The organism is Pseudomonas aylmerensis, assembly GCF_001702265.1.
Taxonomy (GTDB): Bacteria; Pseudomonadota; Gammaproteobacteria; order Pseudomonadales; family Pseudomonadaceae; genus Aquipseudomonas; species Aquipseudomonas aylmerensis.
In genome coordinates this window covers 524,775-545,534 of the sequence record NZ_MAUE01000012.1, presented here as the reverse complement: position 1 = coordinate 545,534, position 20,760 = coordinate 524,775, and the positions used below count along the sequence as shown (strand labels likewise).

General features: G+C 59.2%; 17 protein-coding genes and 1 rRNA gene. 15 read left to right on the top strand and 3 right to left on the bottom strand.

All coding sequences use genetic code 11. From position 1 onward, the window contains the following. Nucleotides 1-65 precede the first annotated feature (65 nt). From BBG20_RS10735 to BBG20_RS10725, 3 genes are all read right to left on the bottom strand, one after another. Nucleotides 66-1,602 (bottom strand): 16S ribosomal RNA (locus BBG20_RS10735). 629 nt (nucleotides 1,603-2,231) lie between these two features. Beyond that, nucleotides 2,232-3,452, bottom strand: coding sequence for a CaiB/BaiF CoA transferase family protein (locus tag BBG20_RS10730; protein ID WP_065902883.1), 1,221 nt, complete (start codon nucleotides 3,450-3,452; stop codon nucleotides 2,232-2,234). 13 nt (nucleotides 3,453-3,465) lie between these two features. Beyond that, complete coding sequence (locus BBG20_RS10725) at nucleotides 3,466-4,647, bottom strand: acyl-CoA dehydrogenase (protein WP_003187423.1); 1,182 nt, start codon at nucleotides 4,645-4,647, stop codon at nucleotides 3,466-3,468. Between the two features lie 157 nt (nucleotides 4,648-4,804). On the opposite strand from BBG20_RS10725, the gene BBG20_RS10720 reads away from it, so the two are divergent. The 15 genes from BBG20_RS10720 (at nucleotide 4,805) to BBG20_RS10650 (ending at nucleotide 20,697) form a co-directional block, all read left to right on the top strand. After that, entirely contained in the window at nucleotides 4,805-5,704 is a 900-nt protein-coding gene (locus BBG20_RS10720) for a LysR family transcriptional regulator (protein ID WP_065902881.1), read from the top strand. Between the two features lie 452 nt (nucleotides 5,705-6,156). Beyond that, the gene (locus BBG20_RS10715) at nucleotides 6,157-7,278 is read left to right on the top strand and encodes a Re/Si-specific NAD(P)(+) transhydrogenase subunit alpha (protein WP_065902877.1); all 1,122 of its coding nucleotides are present in this window, start codon (nucleotides 6,157-6,159) and stop codon (nucleotides 7,276-7,278) included. 14 nt (nucleotides 7,279-7,292) lie between these two features. Beyond that, complete coding sequence (locus BBG20_RS10710) at nucleotides 7,293-7,613, top strand: NAD(P) transhydrogenase subunit alpha (RefSeq protein WP_003187417.1); 321 nt, start codon at nucleotides 7,293-7,295, stop codon at nucleotides 7,611-7,613. Then, complete coding sequence (locus tag BBG20_RS10705) at nucleotides 7,613-9,049, top strand: NAD(P)(+) transhydrogenase (Re/Si-specific) subunit beta (RefSeq protein WP_065902872.1); 1,437 nt, start codon at nucleotides 7,613-7,615, stop codon at nucleotides 9,047-9,049. The genes BBG20_RS10710 and BBG20_RS10705 overlap by 1 nt, the downstream gene beginning before the upstream one ends. A gap of 234 nt (nucleotides 9,050-9,283) precedes the next feature. Continuing rightward, nucleotides 9,284-10,777 (top strand): acetyl-CoA hydrolase/transferase family protein, encoded by a 1,494-nt coding sequence (locus BBG20_RS10700; RefSeq protein ID WP_065902871.1) that lies wholly within the window; start codon nucleotides 9,284-9,286, stop codon nucleotides 10,775-10,777. Between the two features lie 318 nt (nucleotides 10,778-11,095). Continuing rightward, on the top strand, nucleotides 11,096-11,311 hold the full coding sequence (locus tag BBG20_RS10695; RefSeq protein WP_003187413.1) for a DUF1127 domain-containing protein: 216 nt from the start codon (nucleotides 11,096-11,098) through the stop codon (nucleotides 11,309-11,311). 263 nt (nucleotides 11,312-11,574) lie between these two features. Then, on the top strand, nucleotides 11,575-11,760 hold the full coding sequence (locus BBG20_RS31725) for a DUF1127 domain-containing protein (protein WP_083221357.1): 186 nt from the start codon (nucleotides 11,575-11,577) through the stop codon (nucleotides 11,758-11,760). Nucleotides 11,761-11,895: 135 nt separating this feature from the next. Further along, nucleotides 11,896-12,216, top strand: coding sequence for a DUF2388 domain-containing protein (locus BBG20_RS10690; protein WP_065902870.1), 321 nt, complete (start codon nucleotides 11,896-11,898; stop codon nucleotides 12,214-12,216). A 103-nt stretch (nucleotides 12,217-12,319) separates the two neighbouring features. After that, nucleotides 12,320-12,628 (top strand): DUF2388 domain-containing protein, encoded by a 309-nt coding sequence (locus tag BBG20_RS10685; protein WP_065902868.1) that lies wholly within the window; start codon nucleotides 12,320-12,322, stop codon nucleotides 12,626-12,628. Nucleotides 12,629-12,654: 26 nt separating this feature from the next. Continuing rightward, nucleotides 12,655-12,975 carry a DUF2388 domain-containing protein gene (locus tag BBG20_RS10680; RefSeq protein WP_065902866.1) on the top strand — a complete coding sequence of 107 codons (321 nt, stop codon included), beginning with the start codon at nucleotides 12,655-12,657 and terminating at the stop codon, nucleotides 12,973-12,975. Next, nucleotides 12,972-14,933: a DUF7844 domain-containing protein gene (locus tag BBG20_RS10675; RefSeq protein ID WP_065902860.1), complete on the top strand. Its 1,962-nt coding sequence runs from the start codon at nucleotides 12,972-12,974 to the stop codon at nucleotides 14,931-14,933. Before BBG20_RS10680 ends, BBG20_RS10675 begins: the two co-directional genes overlap by 4 nt. Before the next feature lie 315 nt (nucleotides 14,934-15,248). Further along, complete coding sequence (locus BBG20_RS10665) at nucleotides 15,249-16,556, top strand: CitMHS family transporter (protein WP_065902853.1); 1,308 nt, start codon at nucleotides 15,249-15,251, stop codon at nucleotides 16,554-16,556. 64 nt (nucleotides 16,557-16,620) lie between these two features. Next, nucleotides 16,621-17,388 carry a TerC family protein gene (locus tag BBG20_RS10660; protein ID WP_014716354.1) on the top strand — a complete coding sequence of 256 codons (768 nt, stop codon included), beginning with the start codon at nucleotides 16,621-16,623 and terminating at the stop codon, nucleotides 17,386-17,388. A 210-nt stretch (nucleotides 17,389-17,598) separates the two neighbouring features. Beyond that, complete coding sequence (locus tag BBG20_RS10655; protein WP_065902852.1) at nucleotides 17,599-19,257, top strand: Na/Pi cotransporter family protein; 1,659 nt, start codon at nucleotides 17,599-17,601, stop codon at nucleotides 19,255-19,257. Nucleotides 19,258-19,314: 57 nt separating this feature from the next. Continuing rightward, nucleotides 19,315-20,697 carry a M16 family metallopeptidase gene (locus BBG20_RS10650; RefSeq protein ID WP_065902850.1) on the top strand — a complete coding sequence of 461 codons (1,383 nt, stop codon included), beginning with the start codon at nucleotides 19,315-19,317 and terminating at the stop codon, nucleotides 20,695-20,697. Nucleotides 20,698-20,760 lie beyond the last annotated feature (63 nt).

The following is a 20,760-nucleotide window of genomic DNA, read 5'->3' as shown; positions in this document are numbered from 1 at the left end:
TATCGTCTTCTTCAATGAATCAAGCAATTCGTGTGGGAACTTATGGAGCAGCTGATGTCGTCGATTAAGGAGGTGATCCAGCCGCAGGTTCCCCTACGGCTACCTTGTTACGACTTCACCCCAGTCATGAATCACACCGTGGTAACCGTCCTCCCGAAGGTTAGACTAGCTACTTCTGGTGCAACCCACTCCCATGGTGTGACGGGCGGTGTGTACAAGGCCCGGGAACGTATTCACCGCGACATTCTGATTCGCGATTACTAGCGATTCCGACTTCACGCAGTCGAGTTGCAGACTGCGATCCGGACTACGATCGGTTTTATGGGATTAGCTCCACCTCGCGGCTTGGCAACCCTCTGTACCGACCATTGTAGCACGTGTGTAGCCCAGGCCGTAAGGGCCATGATGACTTGACGTCATCCCCACCTTCCTCCGGTTTGTCACCGGCAGTCTCCTTAGAGTGCCCACCATTACGTGCTGGTAACTAAGGACAAGGGTTGCGCTCGTTACGGGACTTAACCCAACATCTCACGACACGAGCTGACGACAGCCATGCAGCACCTGTCTCAATGTTCCCGAAGGCACCAATCTATCTCTAGAAAGTTCATTGGATGTCAAGGCCTGGTAAGGTTCTTCGCGTTGCTTCGAATTAAACCACATGCTCCACCGCTTGTGCGGGCCCCCGTCAATTCATTTGAGTTTTAACCTTGCGGCCGTACTCCCCAGGCGGTCAACTTAATGCGTTAGCTGCGCCACTAAGAGCTCAAGGCTCCCAACGGCTAGTTGACATCGTTTACGGCGTGGACTACCAGGGTATCTAATCCTGTTTGCTCCCCACGCTTTCGCACCTCAGTGTCAGTATCAGTCCAGGTGGTCGCCTTCGCCACTGGTGTTCCTTCCTATATCTACGCATTTCACCGCTACACAGGAAATTCCACCACCCTCTACCATACTCTAGTCAGTCAGTTTTGAATGCAGTTCCCAGGTTGAGCCCGGGGATTTCACATCCAACTTAACAAACCACCTACGCGCGCTTTACGCCCAGTAATTCCGATTAACGCTTGCACCCTCTGTATTACCGCGGCTGCTGGCACAGAGTTAGCCGGTGCTTATTCTGTCGGTAACGTCAAAACAGTTACGTATTAGGCAACTGCCCTTCCTCCCAACTTAAAGTGCTTTACAATCCGAAGACCTTCTTCACACACGCGGCATGGCTGGATCAGGCTTTCGCCCATTGTCCAATATTCCCCACTGCTGCCTCCCGTAGGAGTCTGGACCGTGTCTCAGTTCCAGTGTGACTGATCATCCTCTCAGACCAGTTACGGATCGTCGCCTTGGTGAGCCATTACCCCACCAACTAGCTAATCCGACCTAGGCTCATCTGATAGCGCAAGGCCCGAAGGTCCCCTGCTTTCTCCCGTAGGACGTATGCGGTATTAGCGTCCGTTTCCGAACGTTATCCCCCACTACCAGGCAGATTCCTAGGCATTACTCACCCGTCCGCCGCTCTCAAGAGAAGCAAGCTTCTCTCTACCGCTCGACTTGCATGTGTTAGGCCTGCCGCCAGCGTTCAATCTGAGCCATGATCAAACTCTTCAGTTCAAACATCTTTGGGTTTTTAAGAAACCCTAAACTTGGCTCAGCAATCGTTGGTTACATCTTTGATTTCTCGCGGAGTAACTTGTGATGCTGATAATCTTGTTGACTATCAGTCTGACTCCACAAGCACCCACACGAATTGCTTGATTCAGTTGTTAAAGAGCGGTTGGTTAAGATCTTTCGTCTCAACCGAGGCGCGCATTCTACAGCAGCCTCATTTGCTGTCAAGTGATTATTTTCAGAAGTTTTCGAAGATTTCTTCAACAACTTCAACCACTTGCGCTTCCGATCTCTCGTTAGCGGGAGGCGAATTCTACAGCGTTATACGCTGCTGTCAACACCTCTTTTTCTCCGCTTTCGACCGAGAAGATCGAAACGTTAATAGAGCCAAACAACCCTGCCCTACCAACTCCTTCTGGGCTTCGATGAACTGAAGCAAGTCGCTGTCGAATCTCGCGTAACCCTTTGTTTACCAAGGAGTTTTCCGTTTCGACTGCGCCGGAAGTGGGGCGAATTATAGACTTCCAGAATCTGCCGTCAACCCTTAATTTTGCTTTTCTATCAATTAGTTATGATTGGTTAAAAAACCATCAATAAAGCAACACTCGGCCTCTATATAGAAGGGACGCCCCCTAGATAACGCCTGCCTCCTTCAACGCCGCGATATTCACCACCCCCAATCCCAATACATCCCTCAACACCTGCGCCGTATGCTCTCCTAATAGAGGAGGCGCGCTTCGGTATTCGACAGGCGTCTTGGATAACCGGATTGGACTGGCAACCTGAGGCACCATCCCCGCCAAGGCATGGGGCAGGGCAATCGCCAATCCACGCGCCTGGACCTGAGGGTCGGCAAACACCTGGGCCAAATCATTGATAGGCCCACAAGGCACACCTACCTGTTCTAACAATGACACCCACTCGGCCGTGGTCTTGAAGACCGTAACCTGGCGAATCAATGGAATCAGCCCTGCGCGATTAGCCACTCGCATCGTGTTAGTCGCGAAACGCGGATCGTCCGCCCACTGCGGCTGCCCTGCCACGTCCGCAAACTTACGAAACTGGCCGTCATTACCTACCGTCAGGATGAAGTCCCCATCAGCCGTAGGAAAATCCTGGTAAGGCACGATATTCGGATGAGCATTGCCAAGGCGCTTGGGCGACACACCCGTCGTCAGGTAATTCATGGCCTGGTTAGCCAGGCAAGCCACCTGCACATCCAGCAACGCCATATCGATATGCTGGCCGCCGCCGTCATGATCCCGGTGAGCCAGCGCTGCGAGGATCGCCACCGTGGAGTAGAGCCCCGTGAGAATGTCGGTCAACGCCACACCCACCTTTACCGGCCCAGCGCCTTCATCACCTTCAGGCCGACCCGTCAGGCTCATCAGCCCACCCAGGCCCTGGATCATGAAGTCATAACCGGCGCGAGACGCATAGGGGCCCGTCTGGCCAAAGCCCGTAATCGAGCAATAGATCAGCTCCGGATTGATCTCCTTGAGCGACGCATAGTCCAGCCCGTACGCCGCCAGCCCGCCGACCTTGAAATTCTCGATCAGGATGTCGGACTTGGCAGCCAGGTCACGCACCAGCTTCTGCCCATCCGGCTGCGTGAAGTCGATGGTCACCGACTCCTTGTTGCGATTGGCAGCCAGGTAGTACGCCGCCTCACTGGTGTTTTGACCATAGGCATCCTTAAGGAAGGGCGGCCCCCATGCGCGCGTGTCGTCCCCATTACCCGGCCGCTCGACCTTGATCACCTCGGCCCCAAGGTCCGCAAGGATCTGCCCGGCCCAGGGGCCTGCCAGTACTCGTGATAAATCCAGTACCCGCAAATGCGAAAGCGCGCCCATGCCCATGCTCCTATTAATAGAAAGCCTGGAGACCGGTTTGCGCGCGCCCCAGAATCAAGGCGTGCACATCATGGGTACCTTCGTAGGTGTTCACCACCTCCAGGTTGACCAGGTGCCGCGCCACACCAAATTCATCGGAGATGCCGTTACCGCCCAACATGTCCCGCGCCATGCGGGCGATGTCCAGGGACTTGCCACACGAATTGCGCTTCATGATCGAAGTGATCTCGACCGCCGCAGTGCCTTCATCCTTCATCCGCCCCAGCCGCAGGCACCCTTGCAGGGCCAGCGTGATTTCGGTCTGCATGTCGGCCAGCTTCTTCTGGATCAATTGCGTGGCCGCCAACGGACGGCCGAACTGCTGACGATCCAGGGTGTATTGGCGCGCGGTGTGCCAGCAGAATTCGGCAGCCCCCAGCGCGCCCCACGAGATGCCATAGCGTGCAGAATTCAGGCACGTGAAAGGCCCCTTCAATCCGCGCACATCCGGGAAGATGTTCTCTTCCGGCACAAACACGTTGTCCATGACGATCTCGCCGGTGATGGATGCCCGCAGCCCGACCTTGCCGTGAATCGCAGGAGCGCTGAGACCTTTCCAGCCCTTTTCCAGGACGAACCCACGAATATCGCCGGCGTCGTCCTTGCCCCACACCACAAACACATCGGCGATCGGGCTATTGGTGATCCACATCTTGGCGCCGGTCAGGCTGTAGCCGCCGTCCACTTTGCGTGCACGGGTAATCATCGCGCCTGGGTCAGAACCGTGGTTAGGCTCTGTCAGACCAAAGCAGCCGATCCATTCGCCGGAGGCCAGCTTCGGCAGATACTTCTGTTTTTGTGCCTCGGTACCGAACTCATTGATCGGCACCATGACCAGGGAGGATTGCACACTCATCATCGAGCGATACCCGGAGTCGACCCGCTCGACTTCGCGAGCAATCAACCCGTAGCTGACGTAGTTCAAGCCACTGCCACCGTACTGCTCGGGAATCATCGCGCCCAACAGGCCGGTTTCGCCCATCTCGCGGAAGATCGCAGGGTCGGTCTTTTCATGGCGGAAGGCTTCGAGTACGCGGGGCGCCAACTTGTCCTGGGCGAATTGCTCAGCACTGTCACGCACCATGCGCTCTTCTTCGGTGAGCTGTTGATCCAGCAGCAGTGGATCGATCCAGTTGAAGCTTGCCTTACCAGCCATGAATGAGTCCTCGCAGGGAAAATCAGAAGTCGTGCATGGAGCCTAGGCCGAGCGAACGCTTAGGGCAAACGAGGTTTCTGCATAGGGTTGTGCTAATTTCTCACTCCGAAGCAGCCAAGAAGGGCGCAGAGGCACTTTATAAGTGAGGACTAGGTACATGCGCAGAAAAATACCCAGCACCACCGCACTGGTCAGTTTTGAGGCCGCAGCCCGGCACGAGAGCTTCACCAAGGCGGCGCACGAACTTTCCATCACCCAAGGCGCCATCTGCCGACAGATTGCCAGCCTCGAGGAGTTTTTAAGTGTCGAGCTGTTTCGACGCTCTCGACGCGGAGTAAAACTGACGGAGGCAGGGCTTTCGTACAGCCGCCGTGTCGCCACGCAGCTGGATGCCGTGGAGCGCGACACCTTGTCCGTGATGGGCCAGCAGGGCGCCAATGTCATCGAGCTGGCCGTGGTGCCCACCTTTGGCACTCAATGGCTGATACCGCGCCTCAAGGATTTCCAACGCCAACACCCGGAAGTCACGGTTAACCTGACCAACCGCACGCGCCCCTTTCTGTTTGCCGACACCGAATTCGACGCTGCGATCTACTTTGGAGATGCTGACTGGTCGGGTACCGAATCCCACAGACTGATGGGAGAAAACCCTGTCCCCGTATGCAGCCCGCGCCTGATGGGCCATCGCACACATTTCAGCCCCCAGGAGATCGCAGAACTGCCATTGCTGCAGCAGACCACTAGGCCCTATGCCTGGCGGCAGTGGTTCAACGCGCAACAACTGAACATACCCCGCGACATGACAGGACCGCGTTACGAGCTATTCTCGATGTTGTCGCAGGCAGCCATGCATGACATGGGTATCGCGCTGATCCCGCCTTTCCTTATCCAGCGCGAGCTGAAAGAGCAGCATCTAGTGATTGCGAGTCCTGAGGCCCTGAGTAGCTCGAAGGCTTATTACTTGATGATTCCGGAGAGAAAAGTCGAATCCGCATCATTGCATGCGTTCAGGGACTGGTTAGTCGATCAGTCACAACGCTACAGCCCAAGCCTTTAAAGGCCTAAAGCTCATAGCTGACTTTGTAGTCAATTAATTTGAAGACCTACAGATATACGTATATGTCGCTTTTAAGCAGACTGTACGGTTCTGTCAAAAACAAGGCTCAAAGCCATGATTTTCATGGCTTGTGGCGACTATCGCAGGCTCATACCTGACTATTCACACCGGCCATCGAAAAAGTCCCAACAAATACCTACAAGCCTTTAAACACCTGTATTTAAAGAGGTTATTCAGGCGCATTGCGACAATCAGTCACAGGGTGACTTGTAGTTAATTTTTCGTCACCCGTCATAATCCCTTGAAGGCCGTAAAGTTCGCCTGCAAAATGCCGCGCCCCGCTGTCATTTCAGCGGGATCGTGCTGATCGGCCGCCCCAGCTGCGCCACTCACGGTGCACTGGCCTTTTTACAAAAAGATCAAAAGCAAAAAGATCATGCAGGAGATTTGACGTGCACATTGGTGTTCCTCTCGAAACCCAGACCGGTGAAACGCGGGTGGCTGCCACCCCGGAAACCATCAAGAAGCTGATCGGCCAGGGCCATAAGGTCACTGTTCAAAGCGGTGCAGGCCTCAACGCCAGCATCGTCGACAGTGCCTATGAAACGGCAGGCGCAACCATTGGCAGCGCCGGCGATGCGTTTGGCGCCGAGCTGATTCTCAAGGTAGTGGCTCCCAGCGATAGCGAACTGGCGCTGATCAAAAGCGGCACCGTGTTGGTGGGCATGCTCAATCCGTTCAGCAACGAAACCATCGCCAAGCTGGCCGGGCAGGGCATCACTGCCTTTGCACTGGAAGCCGCGCCGCGTACCTCACGGGCTCAGAGCCTCGACGTGCTGTCGTCCCAGGCCAACATTGCCGGTTACAAGGCCGTCTTGCTCGCCGCCCATCACTACCCGCGCTTCATGCCAATGCTGATGACGGCCGCCGGTACGGTAAAAGCCGCACGCGTGTTGATCCTCGGCGCTGGTGTCGCTGGCCTGCAGGCCATCGCCACGGCGAAACGCCTGGGTGCGGTGATCGAAGCATCCGACGTACGTCCGGCGGTGAAAGAGCAGATCGAATCCCTCGGTGCCAAGTTCGTCGACGTGCCTTACGAAACCGATGAAGAACGCGAATGCGCCGTCGGTGTCGGCGGTTACGCTCGCCCCATGCCCACCAGCTGGATGCAGCGCCAAGCCTTGGCCGTGCACGAGCGCGCCAAGCAGGCCGACATCGTCATTACCACCGCGCTGATCCCCGGCCGCAAGGCGCCGACCTTGCTCAGCGCCGAAACCGTCGCGCAGATGAAACCCGGCTCAGTGGTCATCGACCTCGCGGCGGCCCAGGGCGGCAACTGCCCGCTGACGGTCGCCGATCAGGTCGTGGTCGAGAACGGCGTGATCATCTGTGGCCCGACCAACCTCGCCGGTGCCGTCGCCGCCGATGCGTCTGCCTTGTACGCACGCAACCTGCTGGACTTCCTGAAGCTGGTCTTCACTAAGGAAGGGCAGTTTGAAATCAACCTCGAAGACGACATCGTCGCCGCGTGCCTGATGTGCCGCGACGGCCAAGTCATCCGCAAAAACGCCTAACAGGGATTCAGACGATGGAAGAGCTTATCTCCCCCGGTATCTACAACCTGATCATCTTTGTGCTGGCGATTTATGTCGGTTACCACGTGGTCTGGAACGTCACGCCCGCGCTGCACACGCCGTTGATGGCGGTGACTAACGCGATTTCGGCGATCGTGATCGTCGGCGCCATGCTTGCTGCCGCGCTGACCGTAACCCCGCTGGGCAAGACCATGGGCACATTGGCCGTGGCCTTGGCAGCCGTTAACGTGTTCGGGGGTTTCCTCGTGACGCGCAGGATGCTGGAGATGTTCAAGAAGAAAGCCCCGAAAGTAAAAGAAGAGGCGCCGAAGTAATGAGCATGAATCTGGTCACGACGCTCTACCTGATCGCGTCGATCTGCTTTATCCAGGCCCTCAAGGGCTTGTCACACCCAACCACCTCTCGGCGGGGCAACCTGTTCGGCATGCTCGGCATGGCGCTGGCGGTACTCACCACCGTGGGCCTCATCTATAAGCTCGGTGCCGAGCTGGCCACTGCCGGTATCGGCTACGTGATCGTTGGCCTGCTGGTCGGCGGCACCGCTGGCTCGATCATGGCCAAACGCGTGGAAATGACCAAGATGCCGGAGCTGGTGGCGTTCATGCACAGCATGATCGGCCTGGCCGCGGTGTTTATCGCGATTGCTGCCGTGGTCGAACCGCAGTCCCTGGGCATCGTCAAACACCTGGGCGACTCGATCCCGACGGGTAACCGTCTGGAGCTGTTCCTCGGCGCAGCCATCGGTGCAATCACCTTTTCCGGTTCGGTGATTGCGTTCGGCAAGCTCTCGGGCAAGTACAAGTTCCGCCTCTTCCAGGGCGCACCGGTACAGTTTGGTGGCCAGCACAAGCTGAACCTGGTGCTCGGCCTGCTGACCCTCGGCCTGGGCCTGGCGTTCATGTTCACCGGCAACCTCACGGCCTTCGCGTTGATGCTGGCCCTGGCCTTTGTGCTCGGCGTGCTGATCATCATCCCGATCGGCGGCGCGGACATGCCGGTCGTGGTGTCGATGCTCAACAGCTATTCCGGCTGGGCAGCGGCGGGGATCGGCTTCTCGCTGAACAACTCGATGCTGATCATCGCCGGCTCGCTGGTAGGTTCGTCCGGCGCGATCCTGTCGTACATCATGTGCAAGGCGATGAACCGCTCCTTCTTTAATGTACTGCTCGGTGGTTTCGGCAATGCGCCGGATGCCGGTGCTGCAGCCGGTACTAAAGAAGCGCGCCCAGTGAAGTCCGGCTCGGCTGATGACGCGACTTTCCTGCTGACCAACGCCGACACGGTGATCATCGTTCCAGGCTACGGCCTGGCGGTGGCCCGGGCACAACACGCGCTCAAGGAGCTGACCGAGAAGCTCACCCACCATGGCGTGACCGTGAAGTACGCGATCCACCCGGTAGCAGGCCGCATGCCTGGCCACATGAACGTACTGCTCGCCGAGGCCGAAGTGCCTTACGACCAGGTGTTCGAAATGGAAGACATCAACTCCGAGTTCGGCCAGGCCGACGTGGTGCTGGTGCTCGGCGCGAACGACGTGGTCAACCCGGCCGCCAAGAACGATCCGAACTCGCCCATTGCTGGCATGCCGATCCTGGAAGCGTTCAAGGCCAAGACCATCATCGTCAACAAGCGCTCGATGGCCAGTGGTTACGCCGGCCTGGACAACGAGTTGTTCTATCTGGACAAGACCATGATGGTCTTTGGCGATGCCAAGAAGGTCATCGAAGACATGGTCAAAGCCGTCGAATAACACTGCGCCAGCGCAATACCCGAAACCCTGGCCTCCCGTAGGCTGGGGTTTTTTCGTTCCAATGCCCTGCGTGGGAATGCAGTCAGGGATGCTCTGCGTCCCGCTTCGCGCACTCACATGAAACCCGACCAAAGGCTCTAAATCGCCGCCTGGCATTCGACCATGGTAGCGGGCCGAAATTTTTTGAAATCACTACACTGCCCACCTTGCTTCCGTAGCCTGAGATAACAATTCATGTACCGTGATCGTATCCGCTTGCCTTCGTTGTTGAACAAGGTCATGAGCGCGGCAGACGCCGCCGCACTGATCGAGGACGGCATGACCGTCGGCATGAGCGGCTTCACCCGCGCCGGTGAAGCCAAGGCCGTCCCCCACGCCCTGGCCGAACGCGCCAAGACTTCGCCGCTGAAAATCACCCTGATGACCGGCGCCAGCCTGGGCAATGACCTGGACAAGCAACTGACCGAGGCCGGCGTGCTGTCGCGACGCATGCCGTTCCAGGTCGACAGCACCCTGCGCAAGGCGATCAACGCCGGCCAGGTGATGTTTATCGACCAGCATCTGTCAGAAACCGTCGAGCAACTGCGCAACAACCAGCTCAAGCTGCCGGACATCGCCGTGATCGAAGCCGTCGCGATCACCGAACAAGGGCATATCGTGCCCACCACGTCGGTCGGCAACTCGGCCAGCTTCGCGATTTTCGCCAAGCAAGTGATTGTCGAGATCAACCTGGCACACAACCCGAACCTGGAAGGGTTGCACGACATTTATATCCCGACGTACCGGCCTACCCGCACCCCGATTCCATTGGTCAAGGTCGACGACCGCATCGGTAGCACGGCGATCCCGATCCCGCCGGAAAAGATCGTCGCGATTGTGATCACCAACCAGGCCGACTCCGCCTCAACGGTAACGCCGCCTGATGCCGACACCCAGGGTATCGCCAATCACCTGATCAACTTCCTGAAGCAGGAAGTGGACGCCGGTCGCATGACCAACAAGCTTGGCCCGCTGCAGGCCGGGATCGGCAACATCGCCAACGCGGTGATGTGCGGCCTGATCGAGTCGCCATTCGAAGACCTGACCATGTATTCGGAAGTGTTGCAGGACTCGACGTTCGACCTGATCGACGCCGGCAAGCTGAGTTTCGCCTCGGGCAGTTCGATCACGCTGTCGGAGCGGCGCAATGCCGACGTGTTCGGCAACCTGGAACACTACAAGGACAAACTGGTGCTGCGCCCGCAGGAAATCTCCAACCACCCGGAAGTGGTACGGCGCCTGGGCATCATCGGCATCAACACGGCGCTGGAGTTCGATATCTACGGCAACGTCAACTCCACCCACGTCTGCGGCACGCGGATGATGAACGGCATTGGCGGCTCCGGGGATTTCGCGCGCAACGCGCACCTGGCGATTTTCGTCACCAAGTCGATTGCCAAGGGCGGCGCGATTTCCAGCGTGGTGCCGATGGTCAGTCACGTGGACCACACCGAGCACGACGTCGATATCCTGGTAACCGAGGTCGGGCTGGCCGACCTGCGCGGCCTCGCACCCCGCGAGCGCGCGCGGGTGATCATCGACAATTGCGTGCACCCGGCCTATCGCGATGCACTGAACAGTTACTTCGAATCCGCTTGCGCCATCGGTGGCCACACTCCGCACATCCTGCGCGAAGCACTGAGTTGGCACATCAACCTCGAAGAAACCGGACATATGCTCAAGGCTTGATTGATACAGATTCGAGCTGATGCAAACACAGTTTCATCAGCTCGATGAACCGACCGACCTTTTTTGAAAAAACTGTACTGCTGTACCGGTCATTTCCTACCGAAAATTCCTACGATCATCTACCAAACTGCCATTTTCGCACTGTTTCAGTGCAGACAGGTACAGTTGCCCCATTTACGTACAGTACAGCACCCTTAAACAGTTAACTGGCCCCTCACAATACAGGTGAACTGTATCTAGAGAGTCTTGCGCCGGAGGAGGATCATGGGCATCAGTTAAACCACTACCTAATCCCGCCACAAGCGGAAGGATGTCATCATGGAACGTACACTCAGTTCCGAACTGTTCTTCGAAGAAAAAGCTGTAAACACCCAGGCCTCCCTGCCTTTGCGCGTTCTCGCCAACCTGATGTTGTGGCAGCGCCGCATCTCCAGCCGCCACCAACTGGCTCGTCTGGATTCGCGTCTGCTGGCTGACGCCGGTATCAGCGAAGCTCAACGCTACGAAGAGCTGAGCAAGCCGTTCTGGCGCTGATTGGCGCCCGCTGGCCCTGACCCGACGGGTCCACTGCCAGCACTCTGATTTGTCAAAACAAAGCCCGCCCCGGGTCACCGGAGGCGGGCTTTGTTGTTTCCGGGATTCACGTTTGCGGCGCTAAAAACAGAAGACCTTTGCGGGGACAGGTACAGTTTAATAATTATAACAATTAAGCAGTACAATTTAGCCTGGGTGTATCTGTATCGGTCACAGCCTCTCGCCCAACATGGTGTTCCAGGACCTCATCAAAGGCACCCACCATGGCTACGCGCACCTCTCTTTGTAAGTATCTATTACGCCGTACCGCCTGCGTACTGACCAAGTGGGCGCGTCACGCATATGAAAGACGCCAACTGGCCCAACTCGATCCTCGTGAACTGTCCGACTCCGGCATCAGCCATGGAGACCGAATGGCCGAGCTCTCCAAGCCGTTCTGGCGTGACTAGGCAGTCAAGACGCTACCCGAACGGATAAACGGCGGCTTAATATCCGCTCACCACGTGGCGAACCTTTTAGGACGGGCGTCTGATCCCAACAGCTGTCCTGTGCCACTTTATTCGTTCATCTACAGGAGTCACCCCATGTCCCGTCTTCGCCTGCTGAGTGCTGCTGCCCTGTTGGCCCTGGCTGCCAACGCCCACGCGACCAGCTTCATCGTGACCACCGACTCCATCGTCGGTGCACTGAAAGCCACCTCGGATGCCAGCTCCGATGCCACTTCGTCCCTGCGCGACAACAAGGTCGTGCGCGCCGCCCGCGACGACGCCGCCAGCTTTGTTGCCAGTGAAGGCGCCATCCGTGGCGTGAAGCTGGAGAGCGCCCTGGCCCAGATCCGCCAACAGGCCCCGCAATTGAATTCCGCGACTGACGCACAACTGGCCCAGGCCATCCTGGCTATCTGATTAAGCTGACACAGGGAGCGCCCGCCGCTCCTTGGTGCCGCCGTACTGGCTCTCGCCCGGGCATTGCGCTAGCCTTGGCGCTCGTTTTCAGTTGTCGAGTCCCATGGCTTTTTCATACCGCCTGTTAATAGTCCCTGTGTTGTTTTCCATCGGTTGGTCGCCAATGGCCTCGGCCTTTGACCTGACCACCCAGAGCACCGTCGCGAGCGCCTACGCCACCAGCAAGGTGACCTCTGCGCCCTTCGACAGAAAAGTAGTCATGGCCGCCCAGGATGATGCAGCCGCTTTCATCGCCACTGACGGCCAATGGCGGGGGGCACGCCTGGAATCAGCGCTGAATTATCTGCGCCGCGCCCAGCCAAAACTTAACGCCAGCGACCTTGAACTGGCGCAAGCAATTCTCGTCCAATAATCATCTTTGTATTTCGGAGTCATTCCATGCGTAGCCCGCTGATCGCCGCCACCCTTGGCCTGCTGTTGTTGGCCGACGTTGCCCAGGCGCATACCTTGGTGGCCACCAGTAACATCATTGTTCGCGCCTCTGGCCGCACCATTGATTTCACGTCGGACACCACCACCTCCATCCGCGACTCCAAAGTCGTGCGTGAAGCCCACGATGACGCGGCAAGTTTCGTCGCCACCAACGGCGAGATTCGCGGCGCGCAGCTGGAAGCGGCGTTCGACACCCTGCGAACCCGCGTGCCGGAAGCCCGCGATGCCAGTGACCAGACCCTCGCCGAAGCTATCCTCGCACTGTGAGGCGACTCGCCGCCTGGCTCCTGGCCGGGGCTGTGCTGCTGTGTGCCAGCGCAGCCCAGGCCAGCCTGCAACTGCAGCTCAAGACCGATGGCTTGAGCCCAGCCGAACAGCAGGCCAGCCAGGCATTGCTCGATGAAGCGATGCGCTCCTTGCCGCCACGTTTTATCGAGCAGCTGGACCGGCGCATCGATGTCGGCTGGACCGACAAGATGCCCGAAAACGCCTACGGCCAGGCCTCCCTGGTGTCCGAGCTGGACCTCAACCGCAACCTGCTCGCCAGCCTGACCGACGGCAGCGCCGCTACCCAGAAAACCAACCGCCCCCACGGCACTGTGCGCCGGGAAATGCTCGCCACCGTGCTGCATGAACTGACCCACATCTATGACCGTGCGCGCCTGTGGTCCAAGGACGAGCGCGCGCTGATCCAGCGTTGCAGCCGCCAGAACAACATCACCGGCCTGATCGGCCTGCCGGATCAATGCCGGGGTCAGAATGACCGGCGCTTCACCCTCAGCGATGACCCGCGCCTGCTGGATCTCGCCGGCTGGCCGCAATACGTCGGCCGTCGCGGCGAACGCGAACAGCACAACCGCCAGGTCGCGCGCAGCCCGGACATCTACGAAACCACCAGCCCGCTGGAATTCGTCGCGGTCAACATGGAGTACTTCCTCCTCGACCCAAGCTACGCCTGCCGGCGCCCCGCGCTGTTCCGCTATTACAAGGAACACTTCGGCTGGGCGCCACCCGAACAGGACACCTGCGCCAAGACCTACGCTTTTCTCAACGCCGGCAACGATTTTGCCAAGACCCCGCTGGGCCAGGTTGATCCGGAACGGGTCTACGAAATCGACTACCTGCTGGCCGAAGCCAACCAGAACTTGGTGAGCCGCTGGGGGCACAGCATGCTGCGCCTGGTGATCTGCGCGCCCGGCCGCCCGCGTGGTCCGGATTGCCGGCTCGACCTGGACCAGCATTTGGTGCTGTCCTACCGGGCCTTCGTGGGTGACGTACAGCTGTCGAGCTGGGACGGCCTGGTGGGCAAGTATCCGTCTCGCCTGTTTGTGTTGCCGCTGGCCCAGGTGATTGACGAATACACCAAGACCGAGCTGCGTGGCCTGGCCTCCGTGCCGTTGAAACTCAGCCGCCAAGAGATCAACGACACCGTCGAGCATGCCGCTGAAATGCACTGGAGTTATGACGGCAACTACTATTTCCTGTCCAACAACTGCGCGGTCGAAAGCCTGAAACTGTTGCGCAGTGGCAGTGCCAACCCGCAGCTGACCGGCCTGGACAACATCACGCCCAACGGCCTGCTGGAAGTGCTGCAGGCGCGTGGCCTGGCCGATACCAGCGTGTTGAATGACAAACGCGAGGCCATGCGCCTTGGGTATCACTTCGACTCCTTCCGCGAACGCTACCAGGCGATGTTCGACGTGCTGCGCAAGCACCTGCCGATCAAGCAGACCCAGGTCGAAGACTGGCTGTCCCTGAGTGCCGAGGAGCGCCGCCAGTGGTTTGCCCAGGCTGACCTGCGTACCAGCGCCGCCCTGTTGCTGCTGGAGCAAGCGAGCTTTCGCAAACAGTTGATGCTGGCCCAGGACGAAGTCAAACAACGTTATCTCGGCGCCCGCGAACTCAAGAATGGCGGCATGGAGAAAGCCAACGCCACGCTGCAACAGATTCTCGCCAACAGTGGCTTCCTCAGCCGCCCGGCAGAACTGCTCGGCAGTGGCGGCTACGGCCTGCCGCAACCGTCGGAGTCCAAGCGCCTGGAGTCGGAAAGCGCCGAGCGCCAGAAACAACTGCAATCGCTCACCGGCGAACTGGATAAAGAGGTGAGGGCGCTGTTGGAGCCTTCCCGCGCAGCTGAAATTGCCGCCTGTGAAGCCAACCTCAAGCAGGTCGGCGAACATTTGCGAGCGCTGCATAAAGCAGCGGGCGGCCTGGAACTGCCCTGACAGCTTCACGGCAAACACCCTCAAATGTGGCAGCTGGCTTGCCAGCTCCCACATTGGCGCTGTGTAAATCTGACGACCGTGTATCTACCCTCCATCAACTGTTTGCCCAGCGAAAGCTGGCTGAAAGCTTCCCCGTCTAGGATCGCCCCCACTGCCGGCAACAGACCGGCTGTTAACAACAACAATGGTGATTCCCGATGTCCGCTCGTACCCGCCTGTTCGCCCCAACTCCACCCGTAAGCCACGTGCCTTTCGTTCTGCGCTGACCCCACCCGGTTCGCCATTCCCTAGCCGCGCTACGCCTGGAGTATTCCTATGCTGACTTTCCTTGGCTTTGCCATGGTCATCACGTTCATGTTCCTGATCATGACCAAGCGCCTGTCCGCGCTGATCGCCTTGATCATCGTGCCTATCCTGTTCGCGCTGTTCGGCGGCTTTGCGCCGGAGATCGGCCCGATGATGCTTGCGGGCATCACCAAACTCGCGCCGACCGGCGTGATGCTGATGTTCGCCATTCTCTACTTTGCCCTGATGATCGACTCCGGCCTGTTCGACCCGGCCGTGCGCAAGATCCTCCAGATGGTCAAGGGCGACCCGTTGAAAGTTTCCGTGGGCACCGCCGTGCTGGCCCTGGTCGTGTCGCTGGACGGTGACGGCGCCACCACTTACATGATCTGCGTGGCCGCCATGCTGCCGCTGTACCAGCGCATCGGCATGAGCCCGCGGATCATGGCCGGCCTGATCATCCTCGCCGGTGGCGTGATGAACATGACGCCCTGGGGTGGCCCGACCGCCCGCGCCGCCAGTGCGCTGCATGTGGACCCTTCGGATATTTTCGTTCCGATGATCCCGGCCATGGCCGCCGGTGTGATCGCGATCCTGGTGATCGCCTATATGTACGGCAAGCGCGAGCGTGCACGCCTGGGCGAACTGCACCTGCAAGGGGACGAGATCGACCACAGCGAAATTAGCGTGTCGCAATACCCTGACGCCCGCCGTCCGAAGCTGATCTGGTTCAACGGCGCGCTGACTTTTGCCCTGATGTGCACCCTGATCGCCGGGCTGCTGCCATTGCCGGTCCTGTTCATGGTGGCGTTCAGTATCGCGATGATCGTCAACTACCCGTGCCTGCAAATGCAGAAAGACCGCGTCGCCGCCCACGCCGGCAGCGTATTGGCAGTGGTCGGGCTGATCTTCGCCGCGGGTATCTTCACCGGCATCCTCTCCGGCACCGGCATGGTCGATGCGATGTCCAAGAGCCTGCTGGCCGTCATCCCCGATGCCATGGGCCCTTACCTGGCGGTGATCACCGCACTGGTGAGCATGCCGTTTACCTTCTTCATGTCCAACGATGCGTTCTACTACGGCGTACTGCCGGTGCTGGCCGAAGCCGCCAGTCATTACGGCATCACCGCCGTGGAGATGGCGCGTGCCTCCATCGTTGGCCAACCCGTGCACTTGCTCAGCCCGCTCGTACCGTCGACCTATCTGTTGGTGGCGTTGGCCGGTATCGAATTTGGCGATCACCAGCGCTTCACCCTCAAGTGGGCAGTACTGGTATGCCTGTGCATAATGTTCGCCGCGTTGCTGATGGGGATTTTTCCGCTGTTCAGCACTCTATAATCGTACCGACTCACCGCGCGGCGCTGCAGCTTGCGCGGTTTAACACTTGCTCAAAGGAATACACATGGAATGGCTGACCAATCCGGAAATCTGGATTGCCTTCTTCACCCTGACGGCCCTCGAGATCGTCCTGGGCATCGATAACATCATCATGATTTCGATCCTGGTCAGCCGCATGCCCAAGCATATGCAGGCGCGCACCCGGATTTTCGGCCTGGCCCTGGCCATGGTCACGCGCATCCTGTTGTTGCTGTCGATCACCTGGGTCATGCAACTTACCGCCGACCTGTTCGTGGTATTCGGCCAGGGCATTTCCGGGCGCGACCTGATCCTGTTCTTCGGTGGCCTGTTCCTGCTGTGGAAAAGCTCCCAGGAGATGTACCACGCCCTGGAAGGTGAAGACGAAACCCACGACGAGCCGAAAGGCGCGGGTGGCAAGTTCATCTACACCATCATCCAGATCGCCATCATCGACATCGTGTTCTCCCTGGACTCGGTGATCACCGCCGTGGGCATGGTCTCGCACGTTCCGGTGATGGTGGCGGCGATCGTGGTCGCGGTGCTGGTGATGATGCTGGCGGCCGGCACCATCAGCGAATTCATCGACAAGCACCCGTCGCTGAAAATGCTCGCGCTGTCGTTCCTGCTGGTAGTGGGTACCGTGCTGATCGCCGAATCCTTCGACGTGCACGTGCCAAAAGGCTACGTCTACTTCGCCATGGCGTTCTCGCTGGCGGTGGAAGCGGTGAATATCAAGATGCGCACTGCCATCGCGAAAAAGAAGAAACAGCAGGATCCTGTGAAACTGCGCAAGGACATTCCGGGTCAATAAACCTGACCCGCTGCTGAAAAGGGGCTTTCGAGCCCCTTTTTTCCCTCTGCAAAAAGCTGATTTCATGACAGTTTTATTTCAATCACGACTTTAGCTATGCGATGCTGGCGTACAGCCCATTCGCCAACTACAGCTTAAGTACAAGACGTAGAGCGGCACGCGGCAATTCTCATTTGCTCTTTTTGAGCTAACCCACACGGGGGGCCGAGCATGCTGACCTTGCTCAATCTGCTTTCCGCCGTGACCCTGCTTATCTGGGGCACGCATATCGTCCGTACCGGCATCCTCCGGGTCTACGGCTCTAACTTGCGCCAAGTCATCGGGCAGAACATGTCCAAGCGCTGGCTGGCGTTTGTCGCCGGCATCCTGGTGACCGCCATGGTGCAGAGCAGCAACGCCACCGCGATGCTGGTGACCTCCTTCGTGGGCCAGGGCCTGATGGGCTTGATGCCCGCGCTCGCGACCATGCTCGGCGCCGATGTCGGTACCGCGCTGATGGCGCGGGTGCTGACGTTTGACCTGTCATGGCTGTCGCCGCTGCTGATCTTTCTCGGGGTGATCTTCTTCCTGTCACGCAAACAGACGCGGGCAGGGCAGTTGGGCCGTGTAGGCATTGGCCTCGGGCTGATCATTCTCGCGCTGCAGCTGATCGTTGAGGCCGCCGGGCCGATTACGCATGCCCAGGGTGTGAAAGTGCTGTTCGCCTCGCTGACCGGCGACATCCTGCTCGATGCCCTGGTCGGTGCCTTGTTCGCGATGATTTCCTACTCCAGCCTGGCGGCCGTGTTGCTGACCGCGACCCTCGCCGGCGCCGGCGTGATCGGCCTGCACGTGGCCATCGGCCTGGTGATCGGCGCCAACATCGGCAGTGGTGTGCTGGCTTTCCTCAGTACCAGCATGCAGAACGCCGCCGGTCGCCAGGTGGCGCTGGGCAGCCTGTTGTACAAATTGATCGGCCTGCTGCTGATCATCCCGGTACTCGACCCGCTCGTACTGTGGATGGACGGCCTGGACTACAGCGCCCAGGGCATGGTTATCACCTTCCACCTGCTCTACAACGTCAGCCGCTGCCTGATCCTGCTGCCGAGCATCGGCCCGATGTCGCGCTTGTGCGCCTGGCTGCTGCCGGAGCGCGAGGAGGTCAATGGCACGGCCAAGCCGCGTCACCTCGACCTCGCCGCGCTCACCACCCCCAGCCTGGCACTGGCCAACGCCGCACGGGAAACCCTGCGCCTGGGCGACCTGATCGACAACATGCTCACCGCCATGCAGGAAGTGCTGCGCGGCAAGCAGACCGCCATCACCCAGGAGATGCGCAGCCTCAGCGACGACGTCGAGTCACTCTACAGCGCGATCAAGCTCTACCTGGCGCAAATGCCGCGCGAGGACCTCAGTGAGCAGGACAGCCGCCGCTGGGCCGAGATCATCGAGCTGTCGATCAACCTGAAACTGGCCGGCGACCTGATCGAACGCATGCTGCGCAAAGTCCAGCAGCAGAAAACCTCGCAACGCCGGCAGTTTTCGGAGGTCGGCCTGGAAGAACTCAGCGGCCTGCACAGCCAGTTGATCGCCAACCTGCGCCTGGGCCTGTCGGTGTTCCTCAGCGCCGACCCGGAAAGCGCCCGCCAACTGCTGCGCGAAAAGCGCCGTTTCCGCGCCCAGGAACGGCGCCTGGCCCACGCCCATGTCAGCCGCCTGCAACGCAAAGTCGTACAAAGCCTGGAGACCAGTTCCCTGCACCTGGAGCTGATTGCCGACATGAAGCGTCTGAACTCGTTGTTTTGCAGCAGTGCTTATGTAGTGTTGGAAACGTCCGACACCGGCGCGCTCTCCGCCGAAGATATTGCCGACATCACGCATTCACCCTGAACGGATGATGGCGCGTGAAGTCAGTTAAAACTGACCTCACACGCCAGGAAGCTTGTTATGCGTCGCCTGTTATTCGCTTGCCTGCTCATGGGTTCCGCCCATGCCTTTGCCTTTGACCGCCTGCAAGTCGAGGGCTACACCTTGCCCAATGGCCTGCAATTGCTGCTCAAGCCGGGCACCGAGCGCGGGCACGTGGCGATCCGACTGGTGGTCGGTGTAGGCCTGGATGACTTCAGTTGCGAAGACAAGGAGCTGCCGCACCTGCTCGAACACTTGCTGTTCAGCGGCCTCGACGGCGGCGGCGAAGGCGAACTGGAAGACCGCATGCAGGCCCTGGGCGGCGAGTGGAACGCCTACACCAGCAATGCCGACACCACCTTCGTGATCGAAGCCCCCGCGCAAAACCAGCGCAAGGTGCTCGACCTGCTGCTGGCGATCATCACCCGCACCGAACTGACCGACGCCAACATCCAGGCAGCCAAGCAGGTGGTGGAGCGCGAGGATGGTGGTCATTACTCACACCTGCAACGCCTGCTCGACCGCCAGGACCTGGGCCACACCGCCAGCAATCAACTGGCCGTCGAACTGGGGCTCAAATGTGCCGAACGCGCCGAGGTCAATCAGCTGACTCGCGACCAGTTGGAGAGCCTGCGCAAAAACTGGTACGCGCCCAACAACATGACGCTGATCATCGTCGGCGACCTCGACAAACTGCTGCCCGCCTACCTGGAGCGCACTTACGGCCAACTTGAGCCGGTGGAGCCCAGCGAGCATTTGGCGCTGCCGGACATCCAGCACGCCGCCGCCAGCCATCGCGAGCTGATCCACGGTTGGGTCGGCGACAGCGCCAAGCTGCACTGGCTGTTCCCCGAGCCGGTGCTGGATGACCAGCATGATGAAACCTACGACCTGCTCAAGGACTACCTCGACTGGGCGCTGTACCGCCAACTACGGCTCAAGCACGCCTTGTCCTACGGCCCATGGAGCGAGCGCGAAGTGCTCGGCGGCGTCGGTTTCCTCAGCCTGAATGCCGACCTCGAGCGAGAAAATCTCCCCGAAGCCGAACACGTGTTGCAAGCGCTCAAGGCGCAACTGCTCAAGGACGGCCTCGACCCTGCCGTGTTCAGTCGCCTCCAGCAGGCCGCCGTCGCCCGCCAGGCCTGGGCCGTGCAGGGCAACAGCGCCCTGGCCGATTATTACTGGAGCGCCTCGGGCGATTACCACAATGGGCACTTCAGCGACCCGGTCAAACGGATCAAGGCCGTGAGCCTGGACCAGACCAACCAGGCGATGCGCGAGGTCTTCAAGCAACCGGGCTACTGGCGCATCGAGAAGCCGCTGCTGAGCTACGACATGCTCAGCTGGATCGGTGCCGGCCTGCTCGGGCTGATCGCCATTGTGTTGATCGGCGTGCGGGTTTATCGCAAACGAGTCGCGTAATGAGGCACCGAACCCAGGGCTAAGACGTTATTCTGTCTGGGATTTTTTCCTACAAAGACTGCG

Coding starts and splice junctions, on each gene's coding strand:
- BBG20_RS10730 (WP_065902883.1), bottom strand. CDS start 3,452: ATGGGCGCGCTTTCGCATTTGCGGGTACTGGATTTATCACGAGTACTG.
- BBG20_RS10725 (WP_003187423.1), bottom strand. CDS start 4,647: ATGGCTGGTAAGGCAAGCTTCAACTGGATCGATCCACTGCTGCTGGAT.
- BBG20_RS10720 (WP_065902881.1), top strand. CDS start 4,805: ATGCGCAGAAAAATACCCAGCACCACCGCACTGGTCAGTTTTGAGGCC.
- BBG20_RS10710 (WP_003187417.1), top strand. CDS start 7,293: ATGGAAGAGCTTATCTCCCCCGGTATCTACAACCTGATCATCTTTGTG.
- BBG20_RS10705 (WP_065902872.1), top strand. CDS start 7,613: ATGAGCATGAATCTGGTCACGACGCTCTACCTGATCGCGTCGATCTGC.
- BBG20_RS10700 (WP_065902871.1), top strand. CDS start 9,284: ATGTACCGTGATCGTATCCGCTTGCCTTCGTTGTTGAACAAGGTCATG.
- BBG20_RS10695 (WP_003187413.1), top strand. CDS start 11,096: ATGGAACGTACACTCAGTTCCGAACTGTTCTTCGAAGAAAAAGCTGTA.
- BBG20_RS31725 (WP_083221357.1), top strand. CDS start 11,575: ATGGCTACGCGCACCTCTCTTTGTAAGTATCTATTACGCCGTACCGCC.
- BBG20_RS10690 (WP_065902870.1), top strand. CDS start 11,896: ATGTCCCGTCTTCGCCTGCTGAGTGCTGCTGCCCTGTTGGCCCTGGCT.
- BBG20_RS10685 (WP_065902868.1), top strand. CDS start 12,320: ATGGCTTTTTCATACCGCCTGTTAATAGTCCCTGTGTTGTTTTCCATC.
- BBG20_RS10680 (WP_065902866.1), top strand. CDS start 12,655: ATGCGTAGCCCGCTGATCGCCGCCACCCTTGGCCTGCTGTTGTTGGCC.
- BBG20_RS10665 (WP_065902853.1), top strand. CDS start 15,249: ATGCTGACTTTCCTTGGCTTTGCCATGGTCATCACGTTCATGTTCCTG.
- BBG20_RS10660 (WP_014716354.1), top strand. CDS start 16,621: ATGGAATGGCTGACCAATCCGGAAATCTGGATTGCCTTCTTCACCCTG.
- BBG20_RS10655 (WP_065902852.1), top strand. CDS start 17,599: ATGCTGACCTTGCTCAATCTGCTTTCCGCCGTGACCCTGCTTATCTGG.
- BBG20_RS10650 (WP_065902850.1), top strand. CDS start 19,315: ATGCGTCGCCTGTTATTCGCTTGCCTGCTCATGGGTTCCGCCCATGCC.